The 11,542-nt window shown below is 57.1% G+C and carries 10 protein-coding genes; 1 reads left to right on the top strand and 9 read right to left on the bottom strand.

What is annotated here, in order from left to right:
• Positions 1-180 precede the first annotated feature (180 nt).
• The 8 genes from ACMGGM_RS18940 to ACMGGM_RS18905 all read right to left on the bottom strand — a co-directional run bounded on the left by ACMGGM_RS18940 (position 181) and on the right by ACMGGM_RS18905 (position 9,778).
• Positions 181-567: a hypothetical protein gene (locus tag ACMGGM_RS18940; protein ID WP_014882892.1), complete on the bottom strand. Its 387-nt coding sequence runs from the start codon at positions 565-567 to the stop codon at positions 181-183.
• A 157-nt stretch (positions 568-724) separates the two neighbouring features.
• On the bottom strand, positions 725-1,291 hold the full coding sequence (locus ACMGGM_RS18935; protein ID WP_023336865.1) for a hypothetical protein: 567 nt from the start codon (positions 1,289-1,291) through the stop codon (positions 725-727).
• A 161-nt stretch (positions 1,292-1,452) separates the two neighbouring features.
• Positions 1,453-2,010, bottom strand: coding sequence for an imm11 family protein (locus ACMGGM_RS18930; RefSeq protein ID WP_023336864.1), 558 nt, complete (start codon positions 2,008-2,010; stop codon positions 1,453-1,455).
• A gap of 2 nt (positions 2,011-2,012) precedes the next feature.
• Positions 2,013-6,200: an RHS repeat-associated core domain-containing protein gene (locus ACMGGM_RS18925; RefSeq protein ID WP_213784114.1), complete on the bottom strand. Its 4,188-nt coding sequence runs from the start codon at positions 6,198-6,200 to the stop codon at positions 2,013-2,015.
• A 17-nt stretch (positions 6,201-6,217) separates the two neighbouring features.
• Positions 6,218-6,655 carry a DcrB-related protein gene (locus ACMGGM_RS18920; protein WP_023336862.1) on the bottom strand — a complete coding sequence of 146 codons (438 nt, stop codon included), beginning with the start codon at positions 6,653-6,655 and terminating at the stop codon, positions 6,218-6,220.
• 51 nt (positions 6,656-6,706) lie between these two features.
• Positions 6,707-7,591, bottom strand: coding sequence for an HlyD family secretion protein (locus ACMGGM_RS18915; RefSeq protein WP_023332311.1), 885 nt, complete (start codon positions 7,589-7,591; stop codon positions 6,707-6,709).
• Positions 7,588-7,803, bottom strand: a complete 216-nt coding sequence (locus ACMGGM_RS18910) for a DUF1656 domain-containing protein (protein ID WP_014882886.1) — start codon at positions 7,801-7,803, stop codon at positions 7,588-7,590. The genes ACMGGM_RS18915 and ACMGGM_RS18910 overlap by 4 nt, the downstream gene beginning before the upstream one ends.
• The gene (locus tag ACMGGM_RS18905) at positions 7,796-9,778 is read right to left on the bottom strand and encodes an FUSC family protein (protein WP_248180574.1); all 1,983 of its coding nucleotides are present in this window, start codon (positions 9,776-9,778) and stop codon (positions 7,796-7,798) included. The genes ACMGGM_RS18910 and ACMGGM_RS18905 overlap by 8 nt, the downstream gene beginning before the upstream one ends.
• 76 nt (positions 9,779-9,854) lie before the next feature.
• Between ACMGGM_RS18905 and ACMGGM_RS18900 the strand changes: the two genes are divergently transcribed.
• Positions 9,855-10,649, top strand: a complete 795-nt coding sequence (locus ACMGGM_RS18900; protein ID WP_014882884.1) for an AraC family transcriptional regulator — start codon at positions 9,855-9,857, stop codon at positions 10,647-10,649.
• Here the strand turns inward: ACMGGM_RS18900 and ACMGGM_RS18895 are convergent.
• Positions 10,646-11,536 carry an oxidoreductase gene (locus tag ACMGGM_RS18895; RefSeq protein WP_063943391.1) on the bottom strand — a complete coding sequence of 297 codons (891 nt, stop codon included), beginning with the start codon at positions 11,534-11,536 and terminating at the stop codon, positions 10,646-10,648. The two genes, ACMGGM_RS18900 and ACMGGM_RS18895, sit on opposite strands and share 4 nt — an antisense overlap.
• Between the last annotated feature and the right edge of the window lie 6 nt (positions 11,537-11,542).

Here is an 11,542-nt window from a genome sequence, read left to right as displayed (position 1 = left end):
AGCGAAACGGCTGATGTGTTTCACAATCCGTGAAAATCCTTTGCTCTGATGATGTACCTCGCAGCATTCGCCAGTTATCACGAAATCGATTTGGCCTCTTAGGGAAGTAAGAGGTTGAAAAGAGTTGTAGTTACAGCGTGATTCTAAGATGAATATTGATTTTATCTGGAATCGGTCTTTTCATCCTTTAGTTATGCGTCTATTCACTATGTCATTCACATAATGTTCAATCGAAATATTGTGCTCCCGATTAATCTGAGAAATGAATGCGCTAAGATGCTCTTGCGATGCATGAAGGGTAGTGGCAATAAGGTTATCAAAATCGTTCTGAGTAAATCGTTTGTGTCCCTTCAACGTCGAGTGCTGAAGCAGAGTGTGTGCGGTCACTTCCATGACGGCCCGCCGGTAATGATCGGACAGCAGGACGTCAAGATCGGTCTGACGAATATCAAACTCAAAATAAAAGCTGACAAATCCAGATTCAACAGGTAATGAATAAATCAGTTTGTCGCCTAATTGCTCAACGTAAGGTTCATATCCTTCTCCCATTACTCGCGTAGTCTGCATAGAATCCCTCTCCTTTCATTCATGATGATTAATTCAATTAAATAAATACACAGCATAACCATTTTAATTCTTGCATAAAATATCTGTAAGAATCAGAGAGAGCACCCCTTTGAAAAAAAATAATATTATCGCTGACTCTCTTTTGAACGAAAACAATTTACCCATAAAAATAATTATAAAACGCATTAAAACTTTCATTACCGATAAGAGGCACAATTCTTTTCCGCAACTCATCAATAAAATCATCTTTTACTTCGTCATTATCATCTGCTATATCAAAGATATCATATTGACCATATACCAAATCAATAAGCTCAGCCAATGAAAATATAAATCCAGAGAGACTACAAGCTATTTTAAATGGTTCAATTACATCATAACTTGCATAAATAGGGGTATTCCCTTCATCGACAACCGCAATTATAGGTTTACCTCCACCTAAATCATCACCAATAACAAGGTAATTTTTTAGTAAGTACTCATAACCATTTTGAGCCTTTAAGAGCTCACTGACTGAGTGAAGCTTAATTGGCGCGAAGCCTGTTTCAATCTTTAATTTTTCAGGATTATAATTTTCATATAAAAATTCCACCTCTGTCGAACGAGGTAAGTTGGACGGGAAGGCATTGTCCAGATCATTGACGGTTCTGAAACTCCCTGACAGCGAGTATTTATTGCAAATGACAATAAGTTGTTTAAATGCTTTTTCAATCTCATCCACCATTGTCTCAAACGCACAATCTTTGAGGTTTATTTTTTATACTTTGCAAAGCAAGTAGTTAATGATAAAATAATATATCCCATTGAACTTTAATTTAAATGAATTATTATAATCCGGGAAAATATTTCCCCGGACCATTTTGGCTAATTTAAATCATACTCACATTAATAAATAGGGTCTGCAAAATCTATTCCTTTCACATTACTCTTAGAAAGGAACTCTTTAAATTCATTTGAAATAATTATGCAAGATTTATATTCACTACATCTTGCCATACTAAAATCTTCAATAACATTTTCTTTGAAGACTATTTTACTAAACTTCCTTGGACCATGAGGTAAATAACTTAATATAGGTTGACTTTCTGAAGCTTCCATATCAATGCATGAAACCTCTCTTAGTATATTAATTATTTTATACCCTTGATATTGGGTTTCATTTATAGATACAGTTGCGTCAATAAGTTGAACATCAGTCCGAAAAACATCGTGGCAAGAAATTAGTGATGCTAGTCTGGGTGATATGAATATAGGCCCATCACTATAATAAAAATCATATGCAAGCAGTGCCTTCTCACTCACCTTAGATTTTAATTTAAAAAAATACCCCTCGTTAATTTCAATTGATTTACATTGCGAGAAAGCACTTCCAGATATGTCAGGGTGCTGGTATTCAAACCAATAACTATTGGGGTAATCAGAAGCAATTCGTAGTTCATACATACTTAGCACCTCGCTTTTCTAACCGAGTTTTTGTTAAGAATAGTTTTTCCACCGCGTAAATCGGCACGTTCATTTTTTATAATTTCACTAACAGCTTGTTTATACTCTGCTTGTTTCCAGCCGTTTTCCTTCCCATATTCATATATAGCATCCATCTGGTCACCTATATTTTTTGTATAAACAGGGTGAGACCCACTATGGATTGTTCTTGTCGGATGGTAATCAGCTGACTTAGGTAAATAAATAACATTTTTAATATCATGGATATTAAAATCAGCCGCTTTTATTAAATCATGGCCTTTTAACTGTTGTGGAATAATATGATGCTTTTGGAAACCAGTAATACTCGGCATCGTGTTATAGGTCAGCAATCCCAGCGGATCGATCCACCCCAACGGATTCGGCGCATACTGATAAAGGTTCCACCCGCCATTCAGCCCAATCGGATCCTGCACAATAAACCGCCCGACCTGCGGGTCGTAGTAGCGGAACAGGTTATAATGCAGCCCCGTTTCACCGTCAGCATACTGCCCGGCATAGCGAAGCGGCTGATGCGCCATCGCCGTGCGATTCACAAGCCGTGAGAACCCTTCGCTCTGATGACGTACCTCGCCAAAGCTGCCGTACTGGCCGCTCCAGCGCACCGCGCCGCGCTCGTCGGTCACTTCCAGCGGCGCGCCGTTCAGGTCGGTGTTGAACCAGTAAATCTCACCGCTGTTCTGGTCACGAAGATGATCCACCCGCGCCAGCGGGCTCCAGGCTTCATTCGGGTCGTAGATATAGGTGTTACACAGCCCGCTCTCCTGCTGCTCCTGCAGCAGGCGGTAGCCCTGCCACAGGAAGCGCGTTTCGGTGGTGCCGTGCGTCGTAGTGACGATTTTACGCGTGCGGCGGCCCAGCGCGTCGTAGTGATAGCGCGCCTCAAACCGCCCTTCCGGGCCGGTTCCGCGGGCGGATACCAACCGGTTCTCGGCGTCATACGCATAATGGTGTTCATACAGCCCGTTGCGGCGGCTGACCAGGTTGCCCCAGTGGTCGTATTTCATAAACAGCGCCTGCCAGTGCTGCAGGCGGTTATCCGTGACCGGTACCGCATCATCATTGGCGGCGAGGTTATCCGCGGCGTCATAGCTGAACTGCGCGCGGCTGTGCCCCTGTCGGGCCTCGTAGTGCTTCAGCAGACGACCTTCGGCGTCGTAGCCGTAATCTACCTCACCGCGCAGGGTGTCGCTGACGCCGGAAAGCTCACCGCGCGCGGTGTAGCGATACAGCCGTTCCAGGAGCGCCTTCTCCGGCAGGGTCACGTCCGTGTTCAGCTCACTGCGCTGAAGGGTCCGTCTGCCGAGGCTGTCATACTGACGGAGCTGCTCGCGCGCGCCCTGGGTGCGGCGCACCTCGCGGTGCAGGCGGTCGCGGGTGAACTCGGTCACCAGCTGCTGCCCGAAGCGGATGGCGCTGACGTGGCCGGATCCGTAGTGCAACCAGGCCAGCTTTTGCTCGCCGGGCAGCGTCAGGCCGGTCAGGTTGCTCAGGGCATCCCATTCGTAGCCCACCGCGCCGTTAATACCGGATTCGCTCAGCACGCGCCCGTTGGCGTCATGCCGGTAAACAATCTCATCGCTTTCGATACCCAGGGCAACGCCTTCTGCGGTTGGCGTGCGGCGGATGCGGGTAATCTGGCCGCTCAGGTCGCGGAAGTAGCGGTACTCCGCGTGGCGCTGAGTGCGCCCGATCAGCAGCCCGCTGTCGTCATAGCTGAACTGCTGGACGCGACGGGCGATGCCGCCGTCGGCGGCAGGCCGGCCGTTCTCTTCAAGCGCGCAGAGGAACCCTCGCGCGTCCCATTCCATATGGCGCACGGTATCGTCCGGGCGCGTTTCGCTGAGCGGGCGGCCCACGGCGTCGTAGGTGAAGCGGTATTCCGCCCCGTTGCCGTTATCGAGTCGCAAAAGGTTACCGCGCGGGTCATAGCGCCACTGGCGCACGCGGCCAATTCGGTCGGTAAGGCTGACCGGGAGGCCGAGTGCGTTATAGACCCAGCTCACTTCGCTTTCCAGCGGGTCGCGCCAGCCCGTGAGCTGGCCGCGTTCGTTCCACACCAGCGACTCACGGCTGCCGTCCGGGTGGATCACGGCGCTCAGCAGCCCGGCACGGCTCCATTCCCGGCGCGTAATATTCCCTTCCGCATCCTCGCTGGCAATCAGCTGCCCGAATCGGTCGTAGGTAAAGCGGGTCACGCTGCCGGAGCAATCGGTGCGCTGCGTCAGTAGCCCCTGGTGGTTCCAGACCAGACGCACCACGCCGCCAATGGCGTCGGTGATGCTCTCCGGCAGGTTTTCTTGATCGTCGGGATAGTCATACGCGGTGGCGTTACCGGCCGGATCCGTTTCCGACAGCAGGCGACCGCGAAGGTCGTACATGGCCTGCGATGAGGTACCGTCCGGATACACTGTCCGGGTGATGCGGTCGGTCAGGCGATACCAGTGATACTCCGTACGGCGGCCCGCCGGGTCCGTCTCGCTGGTCATGCGGCCGTATTTGTCCCACGTGCTGCGGCGCATCGCGCCGCCGGGGAGAATGACGTCGCAGAGTTCGCCGTCGCGGTAAACAAACGTCGTCTGACGACCGTCGTAATCCATGAAGCGCGCAACGTTGTCGTCGTCGTCCACCAGCCAGTGCGCCTGCGCGCCGTCATCGCGGGTCGCACGGCGGGTGCCGTTATCAAAATCGTATTCGAACGTCAGCTGTTCGCCGCCGCTGTGGCGGAAGCCGACCACGCGCGGCAGGCCATCAATCTCCTGCCAGCGGTATTCGCTCAGCAGGCCGTTGGCGTCCTCATGGGCGCTCATCAGCCCGTCCTGCCAGCGGAAGCGTCGGCGCACGCTACCGCCCCGGCCGGTCACACAGACCAGCTGGCGCTGTTCATCATAAGCGTAACTGACCAGGCAGATCTCGTCATCCAGCCAGGCACCGGCAAGCCTGTCATTGTCGTAGCGACAGACTACGCGCTGGCCCGCGCTGTCGGTCAGGGCATGCAGGGTATTATTCGCATTCCACTCGAAGAGGATAGCGTTGCCGCAGGGTTCAGAGATGCGCTGGAGCAGCGACGGGGCATCATCCTTAAGCGGCGCATAGTGCCAGCGCTCGCCGCTGACGTCATAGACCGACCAGCTGTCGTCAGAGTGGTGCTCAAGCCAGTTTTTTTCGCTTTCGCAGTAGGTGCGCATCCCTTTCGGGACATTCGGGAAGGCGATGTAATCACCGGACGGCGCACGCCACACCAGCCCGTCCTGATACGGCTCCAGGCGGCTTTCCCAGAACAGGCTCCACCCGCGGCCCAGAACGCTGTCGCCGGGGTTGCCGCTGCGCCAGTAGCGCTGCCAGCGCACCGGCAGACGGGAAGGCAGGACGAAGTCCAGCTCATCATTCCCGCTGAGAAACTTCTGGCCGCTGACGATATCCACCGGGCGGGCGATGATCCCCGCGGCGGCAACGCCGGTCATCAGCGTGCCGGCGCGGCAGGCGATACGGGCCAGCTTATTGATACCGGGAATTTTCCCAAGCAGCTTAGACAGCGCCCCAACTTTGCCAGCGGCACCGCCCCACCCGCCGAGCAGGCCGGCGAACAGCAGGGTAAGATCGGAGACTTTATACAGCCACTCGGGGACTTCAGACTGAATGGGCAGGGTTTGCTGCGGGTCGCCGCCGATGATGACGTTGTCCGAACCGGTCATCACCTTCGCGTCGCAGGTGGTACGATCCCCGATGCGGGACGCAGGCTGGCTGTTAATGAAGACTCGCTTAGAGCCTTCGGCCATCTGCTGCGAGCCGTCGTCAGAACAGTCGACGGTGCTATCGGTGGCAAGCGCGGCGGGTTTACCGTTGATAAACACATTGGGCGAGCCGGAAGTGATGACGCCTTTCTTCGTCATACTGGATGCCCCGGCGTCCGCGATGCTGTCGCGGGCGGCGGTCGCCAGCTCCCCGGTGTAGTACCCCACGGCCAGGCTCGCGCCGACAAGCAGGACGCCCACGCCCAGGCAGGATGCGCCAAGTCCGGCAATAAACATCGCCCCCGCCAGAATGCCCCCGGCGGCGGCAATCAGGCCGCCGACAATCGTTCCGGCAATCATCCCGGCAAGCGCACCGGAGTGGCCGATATCATCACCTACGCGTGCAGCTTCAAACATAACAACGGTCCCTGATGTTAATGGTGGAAGCGAAAGCTCCTGAGAAGATCGCCAAACAGCGCGCGATCAGCATCGCCCGGCGCGCGGGTGCAGGTCATGGTGAAGACCAGAATTTTATTGCCGTCGACGTTAAACACGGCCTGCTGCTGCCAGATGCGTTTGCCGTCGCGCAGGTAGCTGGCATGGACGGTTTCACCCTGTGAAAGGCCGTCACCCAGCGTAGCGGCGCTACGCTCCCCCTGCTTCCATCCCTTGATGTGTTTTTCCATCAGGGCGAGCTGGCGATCGATGTACGCGGCAAGCGCTTCGCCAGCGTTGAGGGCATCACGGGAGAGGTTGAACGCTGGCGCGTCCGCTGCGGGCGGCGCGAAGACGTTGACGGTACGATCCTGATAACCTTCAGGAAAATCGATCAGACCTTCACTGAAAAGGCACTGCGAAGTTGGTTCTGACATTGAGCGGGTCCCACCACATATTTTCAGAAGCGGTAAGTTTCGCATATGTGTTTAAGGCTGACTATCCCCAGATTTTCGCCCCACCGCCACGCTCGCCGACAGCCCCGCCACCAGCTCAACCCCCTCCGGCAACCTGTCGATATGAATACGCACCGGCACGCGCTGTGCCAGCCGCACCCAGCTAAAGGTGGGTTCGACGTCGGGCAGCCCCAGCCCGCCCGTTTCGTCGTTGCTGTCCCCGATCCCACGCCCGATGCTCTCCACGTGCCCCGTGATGACCGGATCGTATCCCATCAGCACTATCTGCGCGGCATCCCCGACGCGAATATGGCGCAGTTTAGTCTCCTCAAAATACCCCACCACCCAGAAGCTGTGGGCATCGACGATGGCGACCTTTGTCTCCCCCGCCGTCGCGTAGTCTCCGGGTCGAAGCCGCAGGTGCGTAACGTACCCCGAGACCGGCGCACGCACGGTGGCGTGCGCCAGATTCAGCTCTGCCAGATCCAGCGCGGCCAGCGCGCCGTGATAATTGGCCGCCGCGACGTTCGCCGCGCTGCCGGTTTGCTGCACATCCTCGCTCGAAATGGCGTTTTTAATCAGCGTGCGGCGATGGGCCGCGTCCTGGCGCATCAGCATCTCATGGCGTTTCGATTCCACATCCGCCTGCGCGCTGGCCACCGCCAGCCTGAGCCAGCGCGGATCGATGGCGTAGAGCACATCGCCCCGGTTCACCCACTGGTTGTCCCGCACGGCCACGCTGATGACGGGCCCGGAGACGTCCGGCGCAATCTGCACCACGTCCGCCCGCACGCGGCCGTCGCGGGTCCACGGCGTTTGCGCGTAGTGTTTCCACATCATAAACGCCAGCAGCGTGGCCGCTGCGACGGCGCTTAACGTCAGCGCATAGCGAGCCAGTAAAGAGAGCAGTGATTTCATGACAATAACCCCAACGCGATCAGGCCCTGCATCAGCAGGTAAAAGATGACAATCCAGATTGAAACATCCATCAGCGGGCGAAACGGCAAGCGCCGGTAGACCCTGCTGAGAGAGAAAAGCGCGACGAGGCTCAGCGTGCAGACCAGCGTCGCGAGGGCGGCCATCAGCAGCCCCGGAATAAAAACGCCGCCGATATTAATATCGTTAACCATGGTCTGGCCCCCGTAATGCACAGTGAAGATCCACCAGCCTGAAGACAAACTGGCGCGTAGGTTCATCTGCGGCAGGCAGGTTTTGCTCGATGATGGCGGTAATGCGTTCGCCTAAGGCGTGGCGGTCCGCGGCGTTTATCCGATGAAATAGCGCGTCAACCTCCCTGCCGGGCGGTGTGTCACTGCGGCGTATATGCATGACTGAAAGCCCCAGGCGCAGCGCGTGCAAAAGCCTTTCAAGCGCCTGCTCTGGCGCACGCTCGCTGCGCTGCAAACGCGGCAGCAACAGGGCGGTTCGGTCCATCATCAGGTTGATCCAGTGCGTTTCGTCGACCCGCAGCGTGCCTTTCACGCTGCGGCGAATGTCGCGCTGGCAGAGGTTCAGCAGACGCGTGATGGCGGCGTCCGCCTGCACGGTTTGCATCAGGCTCATGCTGATGACGGCAAAGCCGGTCGCTGCAAAGAGCGCGATGGCGGTGTTAGCCGCAACGGCGAAGTCGCCGCTGTAGTGCGCGCCCAGCTCGCACAGAATGGGCAGCGTCAGGGTGATGCCCATCGCCATAAACGTGGTAGGCGGGCGCGCCTGAAGCGACCCGGCCAGCAGATACGCCGGAGCAAGCACCGCCACCAGCACCGGGAAATCGCTTACCTGCGGCAGCAGCGCAAAGCTGTAGAGCAGGCTAATCACCACGCCCCAGAACGAGCCAATGATGTATTTCACGATGTGGGGCGCCGGCGTGTCGAAACTGCCAAACAGCGTGCAGCAGACGCCAAGGATAGAGACCGCCGTACCGCCATCCGGCCACGCAGAGAAAATCCAGACCAGACAACCGCTCATAATGATGACGAAAGCCCCCAGCGCCGTGCGGGCGGCGGTAAGCGGATCGCGGTGGAAAACGTAGCCTTTTGCCGCGCGGGTTTGCATCTCCCCAAACGCAGGTTTTGCGTGGTGGATAGCCCCGGAAAGACGCTCGCACTGCTCCAGAAGCGCGATAGCCTCTGAGAGGTAGCGAATAAAACTGACCTGCAGCGCGTCGTCAATCGTCTGCGCATGCGCGGCATACCGATCGATAAGAAGCGTACAGCGGAGCCGCAACGCCTCAGCCGCGCTGCTGGCCCCCGCGTCTTCAGCGGCAAGCCAGGCCTGAACATCCTCCCGCAATGCCTGCATGTCGGCGGGCAGAATTCCGGGCGTCAGCAAGCGATCGTGTAGTTCACAGTTGACGATCGCGAGCCGTGCCAGCCGATCGTGAATCGCTTTTCTGGCCTGCCGCACCGGAGCGGACAGGGCAAAATCATACGGAACATGGTGGCTTATCCCCTGCAGGAACTGCAGCGCCAGGGCCAGATGCAGGGGGCCGGAAGCCGCGCCGGGTTTACCCGCCAGGGTGTCCGCCACCCGACCGCGCGCGGCCTGTAGCGTCTGGGATAATTTCGCGTTGAATAGCCCTGATACGCGTGCGGGCAGCACGTAGCGGTGAATCAGCCCCGCACAGAAAATCCCAATTGCGATCTCCTGCACGCGGACGAGGGCAACGTTAAAAATGCCACCCGGATCGGATACCGCGGGAAAACCAATCAGGCTCGCGGTGTAACCGGCCAGCACGAAGGCATATGCCCGGGGCGTGCGCTCCAGCAGGGAGAGCCACAGGCAGAACGTGATCCAGCCCGTCAGCACCACGCTGCACAGGATCGGCATATTCGCGAAGATGGGCACGATCACAACGGTCGCGCTGGCCCCCGCCACGGTCCCGGCCAGCCGGTAGAGGCTCCTGCTCAGCGACGCCCCGACCGACGTCTGCGATACGATGTAAACCGTAATAATGGCCCATGAGGGACGTTCGAGACCTATCGACAGCGCGAGGTAGTAAGCCAGCATCGCCGCGGCAAAACTCTTCGCGGAGTAGATCAGCGCGCCCGCATCGTTTCGCAATGTGGCGGGGAGACGCACGTGATGAGAGAAGATTTTATTCATGCCGGGATTATTACCGGCTTGCAGACCCGCTTAAATACTCTATTCTGTCAAAAAATACCTAAATGTTGCCAGAATCATGAAGCCGCAATCCGCTAATACGCTGTATGACCCTGACTCTACCGCCTCTCCTGCCGTGGCGCGTCATCTGGACTTTGTGGACTACGCTGCGGAAGTGCCGGTGCATACCCATCGCAAGGGCCAGCTGATTATTGCCCGTTACGGCGCGGTCAGCTGTTACGCGGAGAATGACATCTGGATCGTGCCGCCAGACTGCGCAGTCTGGATCCCCGGCGGGATCCCGCACAGCGCGAAAGCGACGTGGAACGCGCATCTGAACTATTTGTTTATTGAGCCCGGCGCGGCGGCGCTGCCGGAGAGGTGCTGCACCCTGGCGATCTCGCCGTTGATTACGGAGCTGGTAGACCGCCTGACGCGCGAAGGCGTGGATTATCCTCCCGACAGCCACGCCGCCAGACTGACCCGGGTCACGCTGGATGAGCTCGCCAGCATGCCGCAGCAGAAGCTCAGCCTGCCGGTCTCGACCGACCCGAAAATTCGCGCCATGGCCGACGCGCTGGTCAGCCGCCCTGAGGACAGAAGCACCCTGAAAGACTGGGCGAAACGGCTCGCCCTCAGCGAGCGCTCGTTTGCGCGCCTGATGCAACGCGAGACCGGGTTGAGCTTCGGACGTTGGCGCCAGCAGCTGCATTTGATTATTGCCCTGCGGGAGCTGGCCAGCGGCGTACCTGTCCAGAACGTGGCGGCAACGCTTGGGTATGAATCCGTGAATGCGTTTATCACCATGTTCAGAAAAGCGATGGGCAGCACACCCGCGCATTATTTTGCCGAACGGAAAAACAGCGGCCGTTAACCCGGCCCCTCGCTCCCCGCTGCCAGCAGCGGCACCACCACGTCGCTGATGGGCACCGCAATCCCGTGTTTGCGGCCATAACGCGGGATCACGCCGTTGCGGATATCCCACTCCATTGGACGGTTGGCCTGACGATCGGCCAGGATCGACGTGCCCAGGTCTTCAGGCGCACGCTGAAAGTTCGCCAGGATCTCCCCGGCCACCGCATCGTCAAGCTTCGCCCCCTCGGCGCGGGCAACGGTAAGCCCCTCGCGCAGATAGGCCAGCGCAAGTTCGCTGATGTCCTCACGCCTGAACATCCCGGCGCGGCGGTTAGCCAGCACCATCAGCCCGGCGACCGCGTTTTGCAGCAGCTTGCGCCAGGCGACCGTGGCGAAATCTGCCGAGAGTTCCACTTCACAGCGCGTACCGCGAAGCGCATCCACCACCCGCTGCGCCTGCGGCACCTCCGGCAGCGTCAGGCGCGGTTTGGCACGCAGCCACACGGAGGCATCCGGCTCGCGCTGTGCCGGGAACCAGACCACCGACGGCAGCACCGTTGCGCCGTTGACCCACGGCTCAAGCTGGGCTTTCTGCTCCACGCCGTTTTGCAGGGCGCAGACCACGGTGTTTTCATCGCACAGCGCGTGCAGCCATCCGGCGCTGTCGGCATTTTGCGTCGTTTTTACCGCGATAAAAACCAGATCGGCGGGACGCGTAATGACGGCAGGATCGGTTAAGACCGGACCGGGTACCACCGTTTCGCCCTCGTCATAACGCAGGCGTAATTCCGGATGTGCGGTACGTCCGCACAACACCGGCGTGCGGCCCACATCATGCAGCACCGCGGCAATGGTGGTCCCAATCGCACCGGGACCTATCAGCGCAATCACTGGATTGTCAGACATGATTAA

It is taken from the genome of Enterobacter sp. BNK-14 (genome assembly GCF_047456095.1).
GTDB lineage: Bacteria > Pseudomonadota > Gammaproteobacteria > Enterobacterales > Enterobacteriaceae > Enterobacter > Enterobacter kobei.
Note: the sequence above shows the minus strand (reverse complement) of the source record. Positions and strands in the feature narration are given on the sequence as shown.

Coding starts and splice junctions, on each gene's coding strand:
- ACMGGM_RS18940 (WP_014882892.1), bottom strand. CDS start 567: ATGCAGACTACGCGAGTAATGGGAGAAGGATATGAACCTTACGTTGAG.
- ACMGGM_RS18935 (WP_023336865.1), bottom strand. CDS start 1,291: ATGGTGGATGAGATTGAAAAAGCATTTAAACAACTTATTGTCATTTGC.
- ACMGGM_RS18930 (WP_023336864.1), bottom strand. CDS start 2,010: ATGTATGAACTACGAATTGCTTCTGATTACCCCAATAGTTATTGGTTT.
- ACMGGM_RS18925 (WP_213784114.1), bottom strand. CDS start 6,200: ATGTTTGAAGCTGCACGCGTAGGTGATGATATCGGCCACTCCGGTGCG.
- ACMGGM_RS18920 (WP_023336862.1), bottom strand. CDS start 6,655: ATGTCAGAACCAACTTCGCAGTGCCTTTTCAGTGAAGGTCTGATCGAT.
- ACMGGM_RS18915 (WP_023332311.1), bottom strand. CDS start 7,591: ATGAAATCACTGCTCTCTTTACTGGCTCGCTATGCGCTGACGTTAAGC.
- ACMGGM_RS18910 (WP_014882886.1), bottom strand. CDS start 7,803: ATGGTTAACGATATTAATATCGGCGGCGTTTTTATTCCGGGGCTGCTG.
- ACMGGM_RS18905 (WP_248180574.1), bottom strand. CDS start 9,778: ATGAATAAAATCTTCTCTCATCACGTGCGTCTCCCCGCCACATTGCGA.
- ACMGGM_RS18900 (WP_014882884.1), top strand. CDS start 9,855: ATGAAGCCGCAATCCGCTAATACGCTGTATGACCCTGACTCTACCGCC.
- ACMGGM_RS18895 (WP_063943391.1), bottom strand. CDS start 11,536: ATGTCTGACAATCCAGTGATTGCGCTGATAGGTCCCGGTGCGATTGGG.